Origin of the sequence: Algiphilus sp., assembly GCF_023145115.1 — a bacterium.
Classification (GTDB): Bacteria; Pseudomonadota; Gammaproteobacteria; order Nevskiales; family Nevskiaceae; genus Algiphilus.
In genome coordinates this window covers 156,538-177,715 of the sequence record NZ_JAGLEJ010000040.1, presented here as the reverse complement: position 1 = coordinate 177,715, position 21,178 = coordinate 156,538, and the positions used below count along the sequence as shown (strand labels likewise).

The following is a 21,178-nucleotide window of genomic DNA, read 5'->3' as shown; positions in this document are numbered from 1 at the left end:
CGGCAACGGTCTGCGCATCAGGGAGGATGCGAATGTCCAGCGGATTCAAGCGCGTGGTCGTCAACCGAGCGACGCAGCGGCTGATTCCCTTCTACCGGCGCTATCCGTTCACCAGCCCGGTATCGATCTGCAGTGCGGACGATCGCGGTTGCGTGGAGTTCGAGCTCGGCTTCTTCTGCAACCGCATACCGAAGGCTGCCAACTCGTCGGTGATGACGGCGCTGGCGCACTTCAAGCGCGGTCATCCGGTGCCGTCCAAGGAAGCCAAGAAGCTGTTCCGGACGCCGGCCGCGCTGTCGCCCACGGAGGTGGCCCGTTTCGACCGGCTCTTCAAGTTCGCCATGGTGCGCAATCCCTTCGCGCGCACGCTGTCCGCCTATCTCGACAAGGTCGAGCGCAAGGCGAGGATGCACGACCGGTCCAGCCGCTTCGAGGATTTCGTGACCTACCTGGAGAACGACGGGCTCTACCGGAACGCGCACTGGGCACCGCAGACCGCGCTGCTGCTGCTGCCACCCGAGCGCTTCGACTTCTTCGGCAAGGTCGAGCGCTACGCCGAGGACTGGGCGCAGGTGCTGCGCGGGCTGCAGGGACTGGAGCCGGGCACGGCATCGACACCGGGCATCTTCGACAATGCCACCGGCGCCAACGACAAGCTCGCGCGCTACTACACGCCGGAGCTGGCCGAGCGCGTGGCGCGGCTCTATCGCGCCGACTTCGCGGCCTTCGGTTACGACGCCGGCGCGCTGCCGGTGGCGGCCGTGGCGCAAGCCGGGTAGCCGCCGGCGCACCGGTAGAATGGGGGCCTACCTCGCGGCCTCCCACCATGCAGGATTTCGACCCGCGCGTTCTCACCGCCGACCTCAACGATGCCCAGCGCGACGCGGTGACGGCGCCGCCGGCGCATCGCCTGGTGCTGGCCGGCGCCGGTTCCGGGAAGACGCGCGTGCTCACCCACCGCATCGCCTGGCTGGTCGCCGCCGAGGGGGTGTCGCCGCATTCGGTGCTGGCGGTCACCTTCACCAACAAGGCCGCCGCCGAGATGCGCGGCCGCCTCGAGGAACTGCTCGACATTCCGGTGCGCGCGCTCTGGGTCGGGACCTTCCACGGCATCGCCCACCGCATGCTGCGCCTGCACTGGAAGGATGCCGGACTGACGCAGAACTTCCAGATCCTGGATGCCGACGACCAGCTACGCCAGGTCAAGCGCGTGCTGCGCGGCCTCGACATGCCCGAGGACCGCTGGCCGCCGAAGACCGTCACCGGCTGGATCAACAAGCAGAAGGAGGACGCGCTGCGGCCCGAGGACATCGGTGACGGCGGCGACATGGCGCAGCGAATGCTGGTGCGCGCCTACAGCGCCTACCAGCGGACCTGCGACGACAACGGGCTGGTCGATTTCGCCGAGCTGCTGCTGCGCGCCTTCGAGCTGCTGCGCGACAACGCCGAGCTGCAGGCGCACTATCACGGCCGCTTCCGCCATCTGCTGGTGGACGAGTTCCAGGACACCAACACGCTGCAGTACCGCTGGCTGCGCCTGCTCGCCGGCGACGCCGGCATCGTGTTCTGCGTGGGGGACGACGATCAGTCGGTCTACTCGTGGCGAGGCGCCAGAGTCGAGAACATGACCAAGCTCCAGCGCGACTTCTCCGGTCTGGAAGTCGTGCGCCTGGAGCAGAACTACCGCTCCACCGGCGTCATCCTCAACGCCGCCAATGCGCTCATCGGCCACAACGTCGAGCGCATGGGCAAGAACCTGTGGACCGACGCCGGCGAGGGCGAGCCCATCCAGGTCTACACCGCCTTCAACGATCTCGACGAGGCCGACTTCGTGGTCGGACGCCTGGCCTCGGAGTCGGCCAGGGGGCGCGCCTATACCGAGATGGCGATCCTCTATCGCACCTCGGCGCAGTCGCGCGTGCTGGAGGAACGCCTGGTGCAGTCGCGCATTCCGTACCGCATCTACGGGGGGCTGCGCTTCTTCGAGCGCATGGAGATCCGCGACACCTTGGCCTGGATGCGGCTGCTGTCGAACCGCGACGACGACACCGCCTTCGAGCGCGCCGTCGGCACGCCGCCGCGCGGCGTCGGCGCCACCTCGATGGAGAAGCTGCGTGTCGCCGCGCGCGACGCCGGGACCAGCCTGTGGGGCGCGGCCGAGCATGCCGAGAGCGCGCTCGGGCGCACCGCCTCCAAGCTGCGCGCGTTCACGCAGCTCATCGAGCAGCTCGCCGGCGAGTCGGCGACCACGCCGCTGTCGAAGATGATCGAGCGCGTCATCGTGGTGGCCGGCCTGCGCGAGCACTACCGCAAGGAGAAGGGCGAAGCCGGCGCGGCGCGACTCGAGAACCTCGACGAGCTCATCTCGGCGGCGAAGGCCTTCGAGGGCGACGATGTCGTGCTCGAGGGCATGGATCCGCTCACCGCCTTCCTGACCCACGCCGCGCTCGAATCCGGCGAGCAGCAGGCCGGCGAAGGGACCGACTGCGTGCATCTGATGACCCTGCATTCCGCCAAGGGCCTGGAGTTTCCGCTGGTCTTCCTGGTGGGCGCCGAGGAGGGCCTGTTCCCGCACCAGCGCGCGGTCAACGAGGGCAGCCTCGAGGAGGAGCGCCGCCTCTGCTACGTCGGCATCACCCGCGCCCGGGAACAGCTCACCATCAGCCACGCCGAATCGCGCCGCCTGCACGGCGTGCCGCAGGTGTGCGCACCCAGCCGCTTCCTCCGCGAGCTGCCAGGGGAATGCGTGCAGGAGCTGCGGCCGCGGGCCGGCATCCTGAAGCCGCGACTGGCCGGTCGCTTCGCCGACTCGGCCCCCGCCCCCGCCGCCGACCGCTCGCGGCCGCTGGTGTCGGACGCGCCACCACCGTCCAGCGGGCTCTATCTGGGTGCGCGCGTGCGCCACGCGCGCTTCGGCGAGGGCACCGTCACGGCCTTCGACGGCGAGGGCGACCGCGCCCGCGTCGAGGTCGCCTTCGCCGACGGCGGCAGCAAGTGGCTGATCGCGTCGATGGCGAAGCTCGAGCCGTTGTAGGCGCGCCGCTCCTCGTGCTCCGCGTTCGGGAGGCGGGGTGGAAACGCCCCGCCGGTGCGTCACGGCGTTGCCGGCGAGCCGCATAATCGGTGCGGTCCCGTTCACGCGCATCGGCTTCCATGAACCATCCGCTATGGCTGCTCGCAGCGGTCGCTGCCGTCGTTGCCTTGATGATCTGGCAGCGCGCGCGGCGGCGCCGCGCGCTGGACGAGCAGCAGGTGGCGCGGTGGCTGGACGCCGACCTGCCCTGGCGCGCCTGGCTGGACGATGCGCAGCGCGCGCGGCATCTTGCGCACACGCGCCGGCTGGTGCGGCGCGTGCACTTCCACGGCTGCGCCGGTCAGGAGGTCGACGCGCGCATGGCGGTGACGATCGGCGGCCTTGCCGCGCTGCTGACACTGCGCGCGCGCAGCCCGATGCCGAATCTGCACGCAGTGCTGGTCTACCCCGGACCCTTCTGGGTGCCGCAGGATCGGCCCGACGAGGACGGGCTGGTGGACGACGAGGTCGAGGTGCTGCACAGCGGCCTGTCCGAGGACAACGGCCGGGTGCTGCTCTCCTGGGACGACATCCGCCAGGCGCTGGCCGGCGCCGAGCACAACGTGGCGGTGCACGAATTCGCGCATCAGCTCGACGCCCTTTCCGGTGGCGAAGGGGCGCCCGCAGGGGCTCCGGCCGAGCGCTGGTCGCAGGTCATGCACGACGCCTGGACAGCCTTCGAGCGCCATCCCTCGTCGGTGATCGATGACTATGCGCTGGAGGGGCCGGCCGAGTTCTTCGCGGTGGCCGTGGAGGCCTTCTTCCAGCGTCCGGCCGTGCTCGCCGCGGAGCACCGCGCCCTGCACGATCTGCTGGCGCGCTACTTCGGGCTGATGCCCGGGCACCTGCCCTTCGCCTAGCGCTCAGGCCACCCGCGGCAGCTCCGGTGTCGCGGGCGCCGATGGCTCCGGAGCGCCCCAGTCCTCCGGCATGAGGGGCGGCAGCCCCCACCTGGCGCGGGCGCTGTCGCAGCGCGGGTTGTGCGCGCCGGTGCCGTCCTCGTAGGAGGGCGGGAAGTCGCGGCAGACGCTGGAGCGGCGCGGATGGATCGTGCAGCGCACCGATCCGCCGATGTCGCCCATCAATGCCACGCAGCGCGGCGCGCTGCCTTCGGTGCCGCGCATGACACGCAGCTGCGGGGTCAGCTTGCGCGTCATCGCTACCGGCACGCCGTCGGGTGTGGCGTCGTCGGCCTCGGCCCAGTAGAACGAGGCGCGGAAGTGCGCACAGCAGGCGCCGCAGCGCAGGCAGGGGTGGTCAGCGCTCATCCTCGTTCGCCGATCGGGAACCGGCGGGCTGCCGGCGGAGTGCTTATAAGCCTGCCGGCGCGAGCGCGCAAGCGTTCCCCGCCGGGTGGTGCCCGGCGGGTCGGTCACTGCGGTCGGTGCTGCCGTTCCGTTGCGGAACGGGGCGTCCTGCCGGAGCGGGCAATCCGCCCTTCCCGGCCGCGGTGGCTACGAAGACGGCTTGTCGCCGGTCCAGGTCATGACGGCGCGCTGCTGGCCGCCATCGTCGACGGTGATGCTGCGCTCGACGGTCTGGTCGTCGAAGCGCGCCTCGATGGCGTAGCGGCCGGGCTGCAGGTCGGCGAAGAGCCAGGGGCCTTCCGTCGTCGTCTCCAGCACGGTCGCGCCGTCGGCATCGCGGAGGGTGACGGCAACGCCGGACACATAGGCGCTGTCGTCACGCTGCGCGTTGACGATCTTGAGCGGCCAGTCGCCGAAGCGCTCGGACATCGCCTCGCGCTCCGTCGAGCCGATGCCGCCGGTGACGAAGCGCACGTCGCCGGCGCTCTCCTGGACGGCCAGCACGTCGCCGCGGGCGGCGGTGGCGGGTTCGGCCGCCATCGCCGGAACGGCGATGGTCAGCGATGCGAGGGTGAGCAGGGAAAGCCTGTTCGTCATGATCATCTCCTGAAGCGAGCGGCACCGACGTTCAGTCGTCGACCGTGAACCCGATCTTCATCGATACCTGCCAGTGCCCGACGCGGTCGCCCTCGATGTGGCCGCGGATCTCGGTCACCTCGAACCATTTCATGTTGTGCACCGACTTCGCGGCACGGGCGACGCCCTTGCGCACAGCGTCGTCGATGCTGTCCTGGGATGAACCGACCAGCTCGGTGATCTTGTAGGTGTGGTCCTGTGCCATCGTCGTCTCCGGTTGGGATCAGTGCGGCCGGTCCGCGACCGACCGCACGGACAGTCAAACGCCGCGGGCCTGAATGCCCACTGCACGCGGATCAGACCGAGGGCCCCCAGGCCCGTGGGAAGTACTGGTAGAGCCAGGTCTCGGTCAGCGTGCGCTTGCCGTCATGGACGTGGCAGCGCAGATCCACCGGCTCGCTGCCCGCGACGCTCAGGTCGAACGCGGCCCGCCAGTGGTCGGTGCCGACGATCCTGAGCGCGTAGGGATTGGTGATCTCGCCACGCGACGCCTCGACCGCCACCGTGAGGTCATAGCGCTGCGCCATGTCGGCGAGCGGTCCGCCGGCGAAATCGATGACGAACTTGCGGCCGTCCGGATCGCGCGCCTCGTGCTGACCCGGCACGCCGGCGCGTCCGATGCGCGTGGCGCGCACCCGGGCCACCGACGGCGGATGGGGCTCGTCCGCCACCCAGTGCAGGCGGTAGTCGAAGCGCCATTCGCGGCCGGCCTCGGCGTCGGCGTCGGGGACCCAGTAGGCCACGATGTTGTCGTGGATCTCGTCGTCGGTGGGCAGCTCGACCAGCTGCACCTCGCCCCTGCCCCAGTCGCCCCTGGGCTCGATCCAGACGCCCGGGCGCCGGTCGTAGAAGACGCCGTCGTCCTGGTAGTGGTCGAAGTCGCGGTCGCGCTGCAGCAGCCCGAAGCCGCGCGGGTTGTCGTCGACGTAGCTGGTGGTCTGGACGTGCGGCGGGTTGTTCAGCGGGCGCCATATGCGTTCGCCTGCCCCGGTCCACAGTGCAAGGCCGTCGCTGTCGTGGATCTCGGGGCGCCAGTCGTCGCCGGTGCGATGGTTGGTCTCGCTGTACCAGTACATGCTGGTCAGCGGCGCGATGCCGAGCCGCGTCACGGCACGGCGCTGGAAGAGTTCAGCGCGCACGTCCATGGTGATGGCGTCGCCGCGCGCGCAGTCGAAGCGATAGGCACCGGTGACATGCTCGCCTTCCAGCAGCGCATGGATGCGGATGGCGCTGCCGTCCGAGGGCTGCTCCAGCCAGAAGGCGGTGAAGCGCGGGAACGATTCCGTCGTTCCCGGGACCGCGGTGTCCACCGCGATGCCGCGCGCGGACAGACCGTACTGCCCGAGCGGCCCCGCGCTGCGGAAGTAGCTGGCGCCCTGGAATGCAAGCCAGTCGGTCTCGCCGTCGGCATTCAGCACCCGGAAGCCGGCGAAGCCGAGGTCGTCGGGCAGCTGCTCCGACAGCCCCGTGGCCGCGGTGTCGAAGTAGCCCGGCGCATAGTGCACGCGGCGGGCGACGCCGTCCTCGACGACATGGACCGCCACCGGCTGCTTGGCGTAGCGCCCGAGGTGGAAGAAGGCCACCGGCGTGTCGCTCTCCGCCCACAGCGCGTTCCCGGAGCGGAAGGCGATCTTCTGATAGGTATCGTAGTCGATGCGGTCCAGCAGCTCGGGGACCTTTTCCGGCGACGGCCGCGCGGGTGCGGCAGCGAGGGCGCGGGCGCGCTGGCGGAGGCGCTCGAAGTCGAAGGGCCGGGCCGTGCCGAGCGTGCCGGCTTCCATTGCGGCGAGTGCGGGGCGGATCAGCGGCGCGGCCGGCAGCAGGGCGAGTGCGCGCAGCAGTGCGCGGCGATTCCGGAAAGCGGTCACGCGGGACCTCCTGCGATCGGGGCGGTTCGGATACCGGGCATTCAAGTCGAGGCAGCCTGAGCGGGGGCTGACCGGCGCCCGGCGGTCGCGACGCGCTATCCGGCCGTGCGGAAGCCCGGCGGCGGCAGGTCGCCCGGCCAGTCGGCGGCCGCCGCCTCCAGCACCTCCCGGGCGTGGCGATAGCCCGTCTCGATGGTGGCGTCCAGCGCATCCCACTGGAACATGCCCACATCCGCCACCGGCATGCGCACGAACAGGTCGGCGTGCTCGACGTTCTCCTTGAGCCGCAGGTCGCTGGTCAGCGTGGTCATGCGCATGAGGATCTCGGAGAGCTGCGGGCGCTTCGAGCGCTTGGCGTTGAGCAGCCCCTCCGGATCCGGACCATCCACGCCGGGCAGCGCGAGCTCGCCGCTGGCGCCGACGTCGCAGGCGATGACCGGGCCGCGGTCGAGCGCGTGCATGGCGTCCACCGGCACGCTGTTGACGACCGCTCCGTCCGCCAGCAGCTCCCCCCGGTAGACCACCGGCGGCGCGATGCCCGGAACCGCCATGCTCGTTCCCACCCATACCGCCAGTTCGCCGCGTCTGTGGATCTGCGGCTGGCCGCGGGTCAGATTCGTGGACACGCAGAAGAAGGGCAGCGGCAGATCCTCGATGAGCCCGTCCCCCAGTGTCCGGCGCAGCATGCCGAGGAACTTGCGGCCGCGGATCAGCGATACCCGCGGCAGCACCCAGTCGTTGAGGTGGTTCCGGGCGACGAAGGCGTCGTGACAGACATCGCGCATTTCGGCCGGTGTCAGGCCGCGCGCGTGCAGGGCGGCGATGAAGGCGCCCATGCTGGTCCCGCCCACCAGATCGATCGGGACGCCGGCCTCCTCGAGCGCCCGCAGCAGCCCGATGTGCGCGAAGCCGCGCGCGCCGCCGCCACCCAGCACGAGCCCCGTGGCGCGTCCCGCCACGTGCCGCGCCAGGCGCTGCAGTGCGCCGGCGTCGCTGCCGGGGCACTGGTGCAGGAACGCCGCGCTGCTCTCGGCGAGCAGCCGCGAGGCCGCCGACTGCTCGCCGCACGACACCAGCTCGCGCGGTGCCTCCGCGCCGGCCGTTGCCAGCGCCTGCAGCGTGTCGGTGTGCAATGGGCCGTCGCCCGCCACCAGCAGGATGCGGTCGGCCTGGCGGGCGGCGCGCAGGGTCCAGGGCTCGGGGACGCCGTCGGCGCTGAGCACGACGTGCGCGGCCTCCGATTCCCGTTCGTGCAGCCAGCCCACCAGTCTGGCGTTGGGGCTGCCCGAGTCGAAGCGCGCCTGCGCCGCGCCCGGGCCCAGGTCGCGATCGACGGCCGCCCGGTCGATCAGCGGCACGTGCCCGTCCAGCACCGCCGCGAGCGCTGCCGCGAGGCGGCGCGCGAGGCCGTTCTCGTCGGCATCCTCGGTCAGCGGCAGCACCGCCACGGCGTGCGTCCGGCTGGTGCGGCGCGTGCGTCCGGGGTCGCGCAGACGCTCGACGATCTTGCGCCAGAGGGCGCGTTCGGCGGCCTCGCTCTGGCTGATGATGCGGCGGAAGGTGACGGCGTCGAAGCGCAGCAGGAGGGTGTCGCGCAGTGCCACCGCCGCGGCCATGCGCGGCTCGCCGGTGAGCACGCCGATTTCGCCGACCAGGTCGCCGACGGCGACCTCGTGCGGGTCGTCGGCGGCGAGATCGATGCGCACGCGGCCGAGGGCGACGATGTACAGCGCATCCGGCGCTTCGCCGCGCTCGAACAGGGTCTCCCCGCCGCGCAGGCCGAGCGGCTGTGCGTGTTCCGCCAGCCGGTCGATGGCGTCCGCGGGCAGACGTCCGAGGAGCGGGGATGCGGCGATCAGGGCGCGGGAATCCATGGGCGATGCTCGCGGCGGATTGGGCGCACTATGCCACTGCCGTGCGCCGGCGCCACCACCCGGGGCACCGGCGCCGGCTGTCGCGTCAGGCGGGCTGCTTCAGCAGATGGTCGCCGTACTCGTCGCGGAGCTTGTTCTTCTGCACCTTGCCGGTGGCACCCAGCGGCAGCGAGTCGACGAAGAGCACGTCGTCCGGGGTCCACCACTTGGCGATCTTGCCCTCGAAGTGCTTGAGCAGATCCTCCTTGGTCACGCTCTGGCCTTCCTTGATCTGCACCAGCAGCAGCGGCCGCTCGTCCCACTTCTCGTGGCGGGCGGCGATGCAGGCGGCCATCGCCACTGCCGGATGGGCCATGGCGATGTTCTCGATGTCGATGGAGCCGATCCACTCGCCGCCGGACTTGATGACGTCCTTGGTGCGGTCGGTGATGGTCAGATAGCCGTCGGGATCGATGTAGCCGACGTCGCCGGTCGGGAACCAGCCGTCGACCAGCGGCGACTCGTCCTTCTTGAAGTAGCGCCCCACGACCCAGGGGCCGCGCACGTGGAGGTCGCCGGTCGACTGGCCGTCCTGCGGCATCCGGTTGCCCTTGTCGTCGACGATCTTCATTTCGACGCCGAACACCGCCCGGCCCTGCGACAGGCGGGCCTGGAACTGCTCGTCCTCGGAGAGCTGCAGGTGCTTGGCCTTGGGGTGGTTGTAGGTGCCCAGCGGCGACATCTCGGTCATGCCCCAGGCATGCTCGAGCTGGACGCCGTAGTCGTTCTTGAAGGTCTTCATCAGCGCCGGCGGGCAGGCCGAGCCGCCCACCGTCATGCGCTTGACCGTGGACAGCTTGCGGTTGTTCTGCTGGAGATGCTGCAGCACCAGAAGCCAGACCGTGGGCACGCCGGCACTGATCGTGACCTTCTCGTTCTCGAACAGCTCGCAGACGCTCTCGCCGTCGAGCTTCGCGCCCGGGAACACCAGCTTCACGCCGGCCAGCGCGCCGACATAGGGCAGGCTCCAGGCGTTGACGTGGAACATCGGCACGATGGGCAGCACCACATCGGTGGCGTCCACGCCGAAGGCGTCCGGCAGACAGGCGGCATAGGTGTGCAGCACCAGCGAGCGGTGCGAGTACAGCACGCCCTTGGGGTTGCCGGTGGTGCCCGAGGTGTAGCAGAGCGCGGCGGCGGCGTTCTCGTCCAGTTCCGGCCATTCGTAGGCCGCCGACTGTTCCTTGATGAAGTCCTCGTAGCTCACCGGGGTGACGTTCTTCATCTCCGGCATCTTGTCCGGATCGATCATCGCCACCCACTGCTGCACCGTCGGGCACTGGTCGGCGATGGCGTCGACGATGGGCGCGAAGGTGATGTCGAAGAACAGGATGCGATCCTCGGCATGGTTCACGATCCACGCCACCTGCTCGGGGTGCAGACGCGGATTGATGGTGTGCATCACCGAGCCGATGCCCGAGATCGCGTAGTAGAGCTCGAAGTGCCGATAGCCGTTCCACGCCAGGGTGGCGGCGCGCTCGCCGCGCTTCAGGCCGAAGGCTTCCAGCGCGTTCGCCATCTTCCGGATGCGCACGGCGGCCTCGGAATAGGTGTAGCGGTGGATGTCACCCTCGAGACGGCGCGAGACGATCTCGGTATCGGCGTGGTTGTAGTCGGCGTGCCTCAGCAGGGCAGAAACCAGCAGCTGGACATCCATCATCTGGCCTTGCAGCGTGCTCATCGTGGGGGCCTCCTCTCGTGCGCGATGGCGGGGCGGCCTCGGGGCCGCGTCTGCGCGGAGGATAGCGTAGTGCGGGCCGGGCGATTGCAAGGGCGGTAACCCGTGTGCCCGCGTCCGACCGTCGTCGCGCGCCCCTACTTCTTCACCCGCACCAGCATGGCGTCGCGCATGCCGTGCTCCTCCAGCCGCATCATCAGGCTGTGCACGCGCGGTGCGTCGGCAATGGGGCCGACGCGGACCCGGTACCAGGTCTCCGACTCGTTGATGGTGACGGTCTCGACGCGCGCCTCCACGCCGATGAGCGCGAGCTCGGCGCGCTGCGACTCGGCATCGCCGCGGCTGCGGTAGGAGCCGATCTGGATGATGTAGTCGCCCTTCTCGGCGAGGGTCTGCGTGTTCCTGGGGCTGCTCTCGCGCGCATCGGGCTCGGCGCGGCGTGCCGCCTCCTTGCTGCCCTCGATCTCCTCGCGCGGGATGACGACCTCGTAGCTGGGCAGCATCTCGTAGAACGAGAAGCGGGCCTCCCGTTCCGGCGGCACCTCGATGCCCTTGTTCTCCGGCTCGGTCGGCCGGGAGGGCTCGGGCGCGGCCACCTGCGGACGCTGCTCCGGCGGCTGCAGCACCCAGTAGGCGGCCGCTCCGGCGATGCCGATGGCGACGCCCAGGATCATCCACACCCATCCCGGCGTGCCCGGTCGCCTGGCCTGGCGCTTGCTCGTGCTGCGCCGGCGTCCGTTGCTGCGCTTGCTGGCGTAGTCGCGCGCCATCGCTACATCGACTCCGGCGCCGACACGCCCAGCAGTCCGAGGCCCGAGGCCAGCACCACGCGGGTGGCGGCGAGCAGCGCCAGGCGCGCGTCGCGGACGGCGGCGTCGTCGATCAGTACCTTGTGGGCGTTGTAGTAGCCGTGCAGTGCGTCGGCGAGGTCGCGCAGATAGAAGCTGACGGTGTGCGGCGCGCGCTGCGCCGCGGCGGTCGCCACCGTCTCCGGATAGCGCGCCAGCAGCTTGAGCAGGGCCTGCTCGCGGTCCTCGGTCAGCGGCGCGAGCAGGTCGGTGTCGGCGCGGTCGGGCACCGCGACGCCCTGCGCCCGGGCCTGTCCGAACACCGAGCAGATGCGCGCGTGGGCGTACTGCACGTAGTACACCGGATTGTCGTTGGACTGGCTCTTGGCGAGTTCGAGATCGAACTCGAGATGCTGGTCCTGCGAGCGCGACAGGTAGAAGAAGCGCGTGGCGTCGGCGCCGACCTCGTCGATGAGGTCGGCCAGGGTCACGAAGTTGCCGCTGCGCTTGCCCATGCGCCCGGAGGACAGCGACACGAACTGGATGAGGGTGACCTCCAGCGCGTCGTCGCGGCCGGTGAGCGCCTGGATGGCGGCGCGCACACGGCCGATGTAGCCGTGATGGTCCGCGCCCCAGACATCGATGAGCGCGTCGAAGCCGCGCTCGATCTTGTCCTCGTGATAGGCGAGGTCGTTGGCGAAGTAGGTCGCCGCGCCGTCGGACTTGTAGAGCACGCGGTCCTTCTCGTCGCCCAGCGCGCTGGTCGCCAGCCAGGTGGCGCCGTCGGCCTCGTAGACGTGACCGGACGCGCGCAGCCGCTCCAGCGCGCGCGCCGGCGCGCCGGACTGCACCACCTCGCGCTCGGAGGCGTAGTGGTCGAAGGCGACGCCGAAGCGGCCCAGGGTGTCGCGGATGGTGGCGATCTGCGACTCCAGCGCGAAATCGCGCACCTGCGCGTAGCCGGCTTCGCCGAGCAGCGCGCGGGCGCGCCCGATCAGCGCGTCGAGATAGCGCTCCTGCCCCTGCTTGACGCTGTCCTTGTCGCCCTCGACGGGTTCGGTCGGCAGGTCCGCGAAGACGATCGCCGCCGGATGCCGGAAGGCGTCGCCGTGGACATCGCACAACGCCCGGCCCGTCGTCACCAGATAGTCGCCCGGATAGCCGCGCGCGGGCAGCGTCACGGTCTCGCCGCAGGCCTCGAGGTAGCGCAGCCAGGCGCTGACCGTCAGCACGTCGACCTGCCGGCCGGCGTCGTTGACGTAGTACTCGCGCGTCACTGCCCAGCCGGCGGCCGACAGGATGCGCGCCAGTGCGTCGCCGTAGGCGGCATTGCGGCCGTGGCCGACGTGCATCGGCCCGGTGGGGTTGGCGGAGACGAACTCGATGAGAATCCGGCCGCGCGCGCCGCTGCGGTCGAATCCCCAGTCGGCGCCGGTGTCGAGGATGGTGCGCGCGATGCCCTGCCAGGCGGCGGCGCTCAGGAAGATATTGACGAAGCCCGGGCCGGCGATCTCGACGCGTTCGATGCGCGGATCCTCGGGCAGCCGTGCCACCAGGTCCTCCGCGATCTGGCGCGGATTGCGCTTGAGCGGCTTGGCCAGCGTCATCGCCAGGTTGGTGGCGAAGTCGCCGTGCGCCGGGTCGCGCGTGTTCTCGATGTGCACGGCCGCGGGTGCGGCGTCGGCGGCGCCGGCATCGGCCAGCAGGCTCTGGCAGGCCGTGGAGAGCAGGGCTTGGAGGTCGGCTTTGAGAGGGGCTTTCATGGCGCCTGCGGGAGCTGGCGGTTCGCGGGCGCGCAAGTGTAATACGCGCGTACGCCAGCGGCTGCCTGCGGCGTGCCGACCGGGGCTACGTCAGTGTCCCATCGGGCGAAGAGCATGAACCGCAGATTGCGCAGATTCGGAAAAAGCGTGGGGCCACAGATTTCACGGATTGACACCGATTTTTCCGGTTCTGGTGTGCGCTGACCTTGTCAGCGCCACCAGTAGACCATCCCCTGAATCTGTGAAATCCGTGGTTCTATTGCTTATCTTGATATGCGCGATCTGCGCTTCGTGCCTCGGGTCCGATATGCGAGGTCAGAGCGTGTCGGCCGGGTCCACGTCGACGCCCCAGCGCACGCGGCGCGCCGCCGGCAGCGCCTCGATCTCGACGCAGGCCTGCGCCAGCGCCTGCTGCAGCGCCGCGCGACTGTCGGCCTGCAGCCAGAGCTGGGCGCGGTAGCGGCCCGCGCGCCGCATCATCGGTGCCGGCACCGGGCCTAGGGCCTCGGCGCCGCGGGCGCGCAGCACGCCGGCGGCAGCCTCGAGGAAGGCATCGGCGGCGCGCTCGGCCGCGCTCTCGGCGCGCAGCAGGGCGAGCGGTCGCGCCGGCGGCAGCGCGGCGGCGGCGCGTTCGGCGCGCAGCGAGGCGGCGAAGGCTTCGTAACCGTCATCGAGCAGCTCGCGCAGCAGCGGGTGGTCGGGCACGTGCGTCTGCAGCAGCACCTCGCCGGCGCGCGCGCCGCGGCCGGCGCGGCCGGCGACCTGGGTCACCAGCTGCGCCATGCGCTCGGTGGCGCGCAGGTCGGCCGAGAACAGCGCCTGGTCGACCGACACGATGCCGACCAGCGTGATGCCGGGGAAGTCGTGTCCCTTGGCGAGCATCTGCGTGCCCACCAGCACCTGCACCGCGCCGGACAGCACTTCGTCGCGCAGCGTGTCCCACGCGCCGGCGCGCTGCATGGCGTCGGAATCGGCGCGCGCGATGCGCGCCTCCGGCAGCAGCGTGCGCAGATGCTCCTCCACGCGCTCGGTGCCGTGTCCGGCGGCACGCAGCGTGGCGCTGCCGCAGGCGGGGCAGCTCTCGGGCACCGCCTGCTGTGCGCCGCAGTGGTGACAGAGCAGGCGTCCGCGCCGCTTGTGCCAGGTCATGCGCGCGTCGCAGGCGCGGCAGCTCGCGCCCCAGCCGCAGTCGTGGCAGAGCAGCGCCGGCGCATAGCCGCGGCGGTTGACGAAGAGCAGGGCCTGGCCACCGTCGGCGACGTGCCGCTGCAGCGCGCGCGACAGGTCCGGCGTCAGCCCGCCGCGCAGGCGCTGCCCGCGCGCGTCGACCACGTGCAGGCGCGCGCCCGGCGCTTCCCGTGCGCGCACGTCCAGGCGCACGAGCTGATAGCGGCCGGTCGACGCGTTGTGCAGCGACTCCAGCGACGGTGTCGCGCTGCCCAGCACCACCGGCGCGTCGAAGGCGCGTGCGCGCACCACCGCGACGTCGCGCGCCGAGTAGCGGAAGCCGTCCTGCTGCTTGAAGGAGACGTCGTGCTCCTCGTCCACGCACACCCGCATCAGCCGCCGGAAGGGCAGCCACACCGCCGAGCGCGTCCCCACCACCAGCAGCGGCTCGCCGGCATCGACGCGTCGCCAGGCGTCGAGGCGCGCGCTGTCGGTCATCGCGGAGTGATAGCCGATCACCGCGCCGCCCAGGCGCTCGCGCGCCCGCTCCAGCAGCTGCGGGGTAAGTCCGATCTCGGGCACCAGCAGCAGCGCCTGCCCGCCCGCGGCAATGTCGTCGGCAATGCGGCGCAGGTAGAGCTCGGTCTTGCCGCTGCCGGTGACGCCCTGCAGGACGGTCACGCCGAACCCTGCCCATGGCAGCCCGGCGAGCGCCGCCGTCTGCTCGGCGGTCAGTGCCACTGGCGCGCCGGGCTCGGGTGGCGGCGGTGTCGCCAGCGGGGCGGGCAGCGCCTGTTCGCAGTAGCCACGTTCGAGCAGCGCTTTCGCCTGTTCGCGCGGTGCTTCGCTGCGCGGCATCGCGCCCTCGGCCAGTCGCGCCAGCAGGCGCGCCTGGGCAGGGGCGCGCCGCGCGATGGTGTCGATCACCGCGCGCCCGGCCGCGGTGATGTGCAGCCAGGGCTGCTCGGCGGCATTGCGCGCCTCGCCCTGTCGCAGCGCGGTCGGCAGCGCCGCGGCCACGACCTCGCCGATGGGGTGGTGGTAGTAGTCGGCCGCCCACTTCAGGCTGGCGAGCAGCTCGGTGTCGAGCAGCGGCGCGTCATCCAGCACCTCGCCCAGCGGGCGGTAGGCGCGCGCGGTGCCGCCGTCATCGACGCGGCGCGGTGCATCGAGCGTCACGGCAATGGTCTCGCGCCGACCGAAGGGCACGCGTATCCGCATACCCGGTGACAACGTCGCAACCAGGGCCTCCGGCACCTGGTAATCGAACCGCCGCCGCAGCGGGCACTTGACAGCGGTCGCGATCAGCCACACGGCGTCACGGCCTGTGGATAAGTCTGTGCGGAACGTTGCGCACCCGGCGGTTCCGCGTGTCCCGCGCGCCGGTTCGGTCATGAACCAGAACTGAATGCTGCGCGAAAAATCCTTCTATAACAGCGGGTTGCAACTTACCCAGAGCGGTGCGCGGCGTCGGGGGCTTGCCGGTCGGCTGTCGACTGTGCTTGTGCAAAATCGCGCGTGCCGGCGTCAACGCGCCGCGGGCGTCCGGCCCGGGCGTGGTCAATGTGTCGATTGCGTGTCCAGTCAGCGGCTTGCGGCCGGAGGTCCCCATCCGGCCGGTCAGTCTTCGGTGCTGCCGGGCGCTGCGAACCAGTCGCGCGCCTGCTCTCCGGCATCGAGTCCGGCGAAATCGAACAGCGTCGGGTCGGCGAGCTGCGACGGCTTGACGTTGCACATGGCGCGGAAGATCTGCTCGACGCGACCGGGTGCGGTGCGCTCCCAGTCCGCCATCATGCGCTGCACCTGCTGGCGCTGGAGATTGTCCTGCGAGCCGCACAGGTTGCACGGGATGATCGGGAAGCCCCGGTTCTCGGCATAGGCGGCGATGTCGTCCTCGCGGCAGTAGGCCAGCGGCCGGATGACGATGTTGCGGCCGTCGTCGCTCTTCAGCTTCGGCGGCATGCCGGCCATGCGGCCGCCGAAGAACAGGTTGAGGAAGAAGGTGGCGACGATGTCGTCCTTGTGATGGCCGAGCGCGATCTTGTTGTAGCCGTTCTCGGCGGCGAAGGTGTACAGCGCGCCACGCCGCAGGCGCGAGCACAGCGAGCACATGGTCCTGCCCTCGGGGATCACGCGCGTGACCACCGAGTAGGTGTCCTGCTCGAGGATGGTGTACGGCACGCCGCGGCCGGAGAGATACTCGGGCAGCACGTGCTCGGGGAAGCCGGGCTGCTTCTGATCGAGATTGAGCGCGTGCAGCTCGAAGTCCACCGGCGCGGCGTCGCGCAGCTGCAGCAGCATCTCCAGCATGGTGTAGCTGTCCTTGCCGCCCGACAGACAGACCAGCACGCGGTCGCCGTCATTGATCATGGCGTAGTCGCCGATCGCCTGCCCGGTCAGTCGGCGCAGGCGCTTGGCGCGCTTGTCGGCCTCGCGCTTGCCGCGGCGCGTGTCGGCGCGGTCGGCGCCGGCCGGCGGGTGGAAGATCAGTGGCGTGTCGTCGGCCATGGTGCGGAGGGGCATGCGGGACGGATCATTCTAGGACAGCGCGGCGTTCAGGCGCGCGCGCAGCTCGGCGGCATCGAGGCCCTGCACGGTCAGCACCTTGCGCGGCCGAGTCGCGCCGCGCGCGATGTCGAGCGCGCTCACCGGCACCTGCAGGACGTCGGCGAGCAGCGCGAAAACCGCCTTGTTGGCCCGGCCTCGTTCCGGCGCGGCGGTGACCGCGAGCTTCAGCACGTCGCCCGCGAAGCCCTGGAGCGCGTTCTTGGACGCCCCCGCGGCAACCTTGATTTCCAGCCGTGCAGCGCGCTCCATGGGCACCATGCTGCAAAAGCTTCCCGACCAATTCAACGCGCTGGTGGTGGGCGCCAGCCGGGGCATCGGCCTCGGCATCACGCGCGCGCTGCTCGCCGATGCGCGCGTCGGTCGGGTCTACGGCGGCTGCCGCGAACCCGAGCAGGCACACGAGATCCACGCCACCGCGAGCGCCGACTGCCGGCTGCGCACACTGCGCATGGACGTGATGGACGAGCACACCGTCGAGGAAGCCGCCGGCGATATCCGCCGCTTCTGCGGGTACCTCCATCTGGTGATCGTCACCGCCGGGGTGCTGCACGATCCCCTCGGCATGGAACCCGAACGCCGGCTTGCGGCCTTCGATCCGGAGATCGCCGCGCGCAGCATGCAGGTCAACGCCTTCGGGCCACTGCTGGTGCTCAAGCACTTCGCGCCTCTCATGGCCAGCGGTGGCACGGCCTACTTCGCGAGCCTGTCGGCGCGCGTCGGCTCCATCGGCGACAACCGCATCGGCGGCTGGTACAGCTATCGCGCCGCCAAGGCGGCGCAGAACCAGCTGGTGCATACCGCCGCCATCGAGCTGGCGCGTCAGCACCCGGAGCTGGTGTGCGTGACGCTGCATCCGGGCACGGTCGACACCGATCTATCGAAACCCTTCCAGGGCCGCGTGCCGGCCGACAGGCTCTTCGATGTGGAGCGGGCCAGCGCGCAGCTTCTCGATGTGCTGGGCGGGCTCACCGCCGGCGACAGCGGCGGCTTCTTCGCCTGGGACGGGGCGCCCGTGCCCTGGTAGCGTCTCGGCATGACTCTGCTCGATGTCGTCCACCACGACGGCTACACCATCGCCCTGCCGCCGACGCACCCGTTTCCCATGCGGAAGTTCGCCGAACTGCGCGCGCTGCTCGACGGCGGCCCGTACCGCTTCCACGCCGCACCGGAGGCCACCCGCGCCCAGCTCGAGGCGGTGCACGATGCGGCCTATCTCGACGCGCTGGCCGGCAACGGCGTCGGCGAGCGCGAGCAGCGCCGGAGCGGCTTCGCGCTGACTCCGGAGATCTTCGCGCGCTGCCGGCTGGAGACCGGCGGCACGTGCCGCACGGTGGAGCTGGCGCTGGCCGCGGGGCTGGCCTGCAACGCCGCCGGCGGCACCCACCACGCCCACCGCGACTTCGCGTCGGGCTACTGCCTGCTCAACGACCTCGCGGTGGCCGTGCATCACGCGCGCACGCTGGGCGTGCGCCGGGTCATGATCGTGGACTGCGACGTGCACCAGGGCGATGGCACCGCACGCCTGCTGGCCGACGATCCCGACGCGTTCACGGTCTCGGTCCACTGTGCCGAGAACTTCCCGGCGCGCAAGGCGGCCTCGGACCGCGACATCGCGCTGCCGAGCGGCACCGGCGACGATGCCTATCTCCAGGCGCTGGAATCCGAGCTGCCGGCGCTGCTCGATCGCGTGCGTCCGGAGCTGGTGCTCTACGACGCCGGTGTCGACGTGCATGCCGATGACCGGCTCGGGCATCTCCGGCTCGGCGACGACGGCTTGTCCCGGCGCGACGCCTGCGTCATCGGCGCGGTGCGCGGGCGCGGCATTCCGCTCGCCGGCGTCATCGGCGGCGGCTACGACCGTGACGTGCTGCTGCTGGCCGCGCGCCACGCCCGGCTCTTCCGGGCGGCGGCGGACTATCTGGCGGCGGGCGCAGGGGCGAAGGCCGGCGCGATGTAGCGCACGAAGGCCAGCCGCACACCGCTGCGGTCGCGGCCGCGTTCATGGGCCAGGTAGCCCTCCGCGCGCAGCGCGATCTGGCCGCCCCAGTGCCACTGCGCGCCGCCGCGCAGCTCGTAGCGCTCGAACGTCGCGCCCAGTACCGGGCTGCGCGAGCTGCCTTCCAGCAGCAGCGATACCGCGGGATTCGGCTGCCAGAGCGCACCGGCGATGGCGCCGGCGCCCACGGTGTAGCCGTCGTCGAGGTCATCGGCGGCGTCCGCCGCGAGACGGCCGAACAGGTAGGGCGTGAGCGTGCCGATGCGGGTGGTGATGCCCGGGCCGCCGTCGACGTGCCCGCCGAAGGCGCTGTCCAGTCCGGACAGGCGCCGGCCGCCGAAGTGGACGCGCCACGAGATCGGGCGGAACAGGGTGCTGCGCGGCGACAGCGAGACGATGTCGACCACGCGCAGCTCGTCGATCTGCAGACGGTCCTTGCGCCCGTTCCAGCGCAGCTCGGCATCGCCGAAGGCGACCTGGCTGCCCGGATCGTAGCCCCCGGGCGGGTCGAGCAGGTCGTGATAGGCCGCGCGCAGGTTGATCGCCACGCCGGAGGCGTCGTCCTCGGCGAAGGCGCCGGCGCTCAAGCGCGCGGTGTCGTGCCCGTTCTGCGGCGGCGTGTCCGGCGGCGTGGCGTCGCGGAAGCCGCTCTTCACGCCGGTGGCCGCGCGTGCGCCCAGGATGCCGCGCGCCCGGGTCAGGGCCGGATCGCGCTCGGCGCCACCGCTCTGCACGCGGTAGTAGAGCCAGTCGTGCGCGACGTCGAGGATGCGTGCGGCGCGCACCGGGTCGTCGTCCGCCAGCGTCCCGGGGGCGCGCTCGCCCTCGCCGATCGCGAGCGCGGTCCGGGTGTCGGCGTCGCCGATCCGGGTCGCCCGGTGGCTGATGGTGGTGGACAGCGACGGGCGGTAGTTGGGCGCGCCGATCAGTCCCTGGTGCTGGAGCGCGCGGACGGTGTCGGTGGGGATGGCCCAGAGCTCGAGACCGGCGCGCAGGTCGCGCTCGGGCATGGCCGCCTCCAGCAGCGTGAGGAGCTGGAAGGAGCAGTTCTTGGTGAAGAAGTAGTAGTCGAAGCCGGCGCCGCGCATCTCCCAGAGATGCAGCATCAGGCGCTCGATGGCCGCGTCGTCCAGGCGCAGCGGGTACTCCCAGAGATCGCGGCTGTCGATGCGCGAGTACTCGCGCACCTTCTCGTAGTAGGGCATCACCGAGAAGCGCCCGGTGTAGCCGCCGGTGAGCCCCTTCACCGCGTACACCAGTCCGTTCTGCTCGCCGGTCTCGGCCGCGAAGTTCACCGCGTAGGCGAGCAGGGGCGCGTCCTCGGAGCCGCGGGTACCGTCGATGCGCAGCAGGGTGTGGCCGAACATCGACGCCGGACTGTTGAGGTAGGCGGAGGGAAACACCAGCCACAGGCGCTCCGGGTTGAGCGCCGCCAGCCAATCCGCGCGCCGCTCGCAGGCGGGCTGCGGGACGCCGGCCGCGGTCAGGTCCAGCGCCTCGTCGAGGATGCGCCAGCGCAGCCCGAAGACGCAGGCGGCCGGTTCCTCGCGGCGGTCGATGGTTCGGTTCCCGGCGAAGGCGCGCAGCGTGGCGTGCAGCTCGGCGCGCGCGTCGCGGTAGCCGTCCTCGGCCAGGAAGAACCAGTCCGAGTCCACCGCGCTGTGCGGAATGCCCGAGAAGCCCTTCTCGTAGTGCAGCGCCGTCAGCCAGGCGCGGCCGTCGGCGAGCCCGAGCGCGTCGGCGCGCGCCTGCAGGGCGGCCACGTCCGGCGTTCCGGCGCCGTCATCGGCGCGGGCGCCGAGCGCGGCAGCGCCCAGCATCAGGCCGGCAATGAGAATGGCGATGCGCATAAAAAAGCGGCGCCGATTCTACGGCGCCGCTCGTGACAGTTGCCTGTCGCTACGGATCAGACGTAGCGCGACAGCGACTGGTTCTGCGCCATGGCGGACTCGAGGCCGGCCAGCACGTCGGCGACGGTGACGTCGTTGGCGTCGAAGATCGACGCGTAGTGGGCCTGGGCCATCTCGGCGAAGGCGGCGCGGTCGGCGTCGTCGATCTCGTAGAGCGTGGCCAGCGCGTCGAGGGTCTCACCCTCGCCGGCGGCGATCTCGGCGGCGATCTGGTCCAGGTTCGCCGAGGCGAACATGCCGGTACGCGCATCGGCGGTCACCACGCCATCCGACGAGCAGCCCAGCGTCCCGGTGGAGATACCGAAGGTCTGGTTGCCGAAGGTGCCGTTGGTGGTCGCGCCGAGCACCTTGGGGACCAGGCCTTCCTGACCTTCCCAGATGATGGTGCCGGCACCGCAGCCGATGTCGTCGTCGGCGAGCGCGCCGGCGAGCGGAGCGGAAGCCAGAATCGCGGCAGCGATCGTTCTCTTGAGCATGCTGGTCCCCCTTATGGGATGTTGGTTCGATTACC

General features: G+C 71.1%; 18 protein-coding genes. 5 read left to right on the top strand and 13 right to left on the bottom strand.

The genetic code is table 11. From position 1 onward, the window contains the following. Positions 1-32: 32 nt before the first annotated feature. The 3 genes from KAH28_RS14430 to KAH28_RS14420 all read left to right on the top strand — a co-directional run bounded on the left by KAH28_RS14430 (position 33) and on the right by KAH28_RS14420 (position 3,933). Positions 33-779 (top strand): sulfotransferase family protein, encoded by a 747-nt coding sequence (locus tag KAH28_RS14430; protein WP_290577757.1) that lies wholly within the window; start codon positions 33-35, stop codon positions 777-779. A gap of 47 nt (positions 780-826) precedes the next feature. Continuing rightward, the gene (uvrD, locus tag KAH28_RS14425) at positions 827-3,034 is read left to right on the top strand and encodes a DNA helicase II (RefSeq protein ID WP_290577755.1); all 2,208 of its coding nucleotides are present in this window, start codon (positions 827-829) and stop codon (positions 3,032-3,034) included. A gap of 119 nt (positions 3,035-3,153) precedes the next feature. After that, entirely contained in the window at positions 3,154-3,933 is a 780-nt protein-coding gene (locus KAH28_RS14420; protein WP_290577753.1) for a zinc-dependent peptidase, read from the top strand. 3 nt (positions 3,934-3,936) lie between these two features. Here the strand turns inward: KAH28_RS14420 and KAH28_RS14415 are convergent, their stop codons facing one another. The 11 genes from KAH28_RS14415 to KAH28_RS14365 form a co-directional block, all read right to left on the bottom strand. Continuing rightward, on the bottom strand, positions 3,937-4,341 hold the full coding sequence (locus KAH28_RS14415) for a YkgJ family cysteine cluster protein (protein ID WP_290577751.1): 405 nt from the start codon (positions 4,339-4,341) through the stop codon (positions 3,937-3,939). Between the two features lie 186 nt (positions 4,342-4,527). After that, positions 4,528-4,977: a hypothetical protein gene (locus KAH28_RS14410; RefSeq protein WP_290577749.1), complete on the bottom strand. Its 450-nt coding sequence runs from the start codon at positions 4,975-4,977 to the stop codon at positions 4,528-4,530. A 31-nt stretch (positions 4,978-5,008) separates the two neighbouring features. Further along, positions 5,009-5,221 carry a dodecin gene (locus KAH28_RS14405; RefSeq protein ID WP_290577747.1) on the bottom strand — a complete coding sequence of 71 codons (213 nt, stop codon included), beginning with the start codon at positions 5,219-5,221 and terminating at the stop codon, positions 5,009-5,011. A gap of 91 nt (positions 5,222-5,312) precedes the next feature. Continuing rightward, positions 5,313-6,884 (bottom strand): glucan biosynthesis protein, encoded by a 1,572-nt coding sequence (locus tag KAH28_RS14400; RefSeq protein WP_290577745.1) that lies wholly within the window; start codon positions 6,882-6,884, stop codon positions 5,313-5,315. Positions 6,885-6,979: 95 nt separating this feature from the next. Next, positions 6,980-8,758 carry a patatin-like phospholipase family protein gene (locus KAH28_RS14395; protein ID WP_290577743.1) on the bottom strand — a complete coding sequence of 593 codons (1,779 nt, stop codon included), beginning with the start codon at positions 8,756-8,758 and terminating at the stop codon, positions 6,980-6,982. Between the two features lie 85 nt (positions 8,759-8,843). Next, entirely contained in the window at positions 8,844-10,478 is a 1,635-nt protein-coding gene (locus KAH28_RS14390; protein WP_290577741.1) for a 3-(methylthio)propionyl-CoA ligase, read from the bottom strand. Positions 10,479-10,612: 134 nt separating this feature from the next. Further along, complete coding sequence (locus KAH28_RS14385; RefSeq protein ID WP_290577739.1) at positions 10,613-11,245, bottom strand: SPOR domain-containing protein; 633 nt, start codon at positions 11,243-11,245, stop codon at positions 10,613-10,615. A 2-nt stretch (positions 11,246-11,247) separates the two neighbouring features. Then, positions 11,248-13,026: an arginine--tRNA ligase gene (argS, locus tag KAH28_RS14380; RefSeq protein WP_290577737.1), complete on the bottom strand. Its 1,779-nt coding sequence runs from the start codon at positions 13,024-13,026 to the stop codon at positions 11,248-11,250. A gap of 315 nt (positions 13,027-13,341) precedes the next feature. Continuing rightward, positions 13,342-15,507 carry a primosomal protein N' gene (locus tag KAH28_RS14375; RefSeq protein ID WP_290577735.1) on the bottom strand — a complete coding sequence of 722 codons (2,166 nt, stop codon included), beginning with the start codon at positions 15,505-15,507 and terminating at the stop codon, positions 13,342-13,344. A 306-nt stretch (positions 15,508-15,813) separates the two neighbouring features. Further along, complete coding sequence (gene ttcA / locus KAH28_RS14370) at positions 15,814-16,701, bottom strand: tRNA 2-thiocytidine(32) synthetase TtcA (RefSeq protein WP_366918204.1); 888 nt, start codon at positions 16,699-16,701, stop codon at positions 15,814-15,816. A gap of 30 nt (positions 16,702-16,731) precedes the next feature. Then, positions 16,732-17,010 carry a DUF167 domain-containing protein gene (locus KAH28_RS14365; RefSeq protein WP_290577733.1) on the bottom strand — a complete coding sequence of 93 codons (279 nt, stop codon included), beginning with the start codon at positions 17,008-17,010 and terminating at the stop codon, positions 16,732-16,734. A gap of 7 nt (positions 17,011-17,017) precedes the next feature. Between KAH28_RS14365 and KAH28_RS14360 the strand changes: the two genes are divergently transcribed. Continuing rightward, entirely contained in the window at positions 17,018-17,785 is a 768-nt protein-coding gene (locus KAH28_RS14360) for an SDR family oxidoreductase (RefSeq protein ID WP_290577732.1), read from the top strand. Between the two features lie 9 nt (positions 17,786-17,794). Next, positions 17,795-18,718, top strand: coding sequence for a histone deacetylase (locus KAH28_RS14355; protein ID WP_290577730.1), 924 nt, complete (start codon positions 17,795-17,797; stop codon positions 18,716-18,718). Here KAH28_RS14355 and KAH28_RS14350 read toward each other — a convergent pair. Continuing rightward, positions 18,676-20,607, bottom strand: a complete 1,932-nt coding sequence (locus tag KAH28_RS14350; RefSeq protein WP_290577729.1) for a DUF4105 domain-containing protein — start codon at positions 20,605-20,607, stop codon at positions 18,676-18,678. The genes KAH28_RS14355 and KAH28_RS14350 overlap by 43 nt on opposite strands. 56 nt (positions 20,608-20,663) lie before the next feature. Then, on the bottom strand, positions 20,664-21,143 hold the full coding sequence (locus KAH28_RS14345) for a DUF3015 domain-containing protein (RefSeq protein WP_290577728.1): 480 nt from the start codon (positions 21,141-21,143) through the stop codon (positions 20,664-20,666). Positions 21,144-21,178 lie beyond the last annotated feature (35 nt).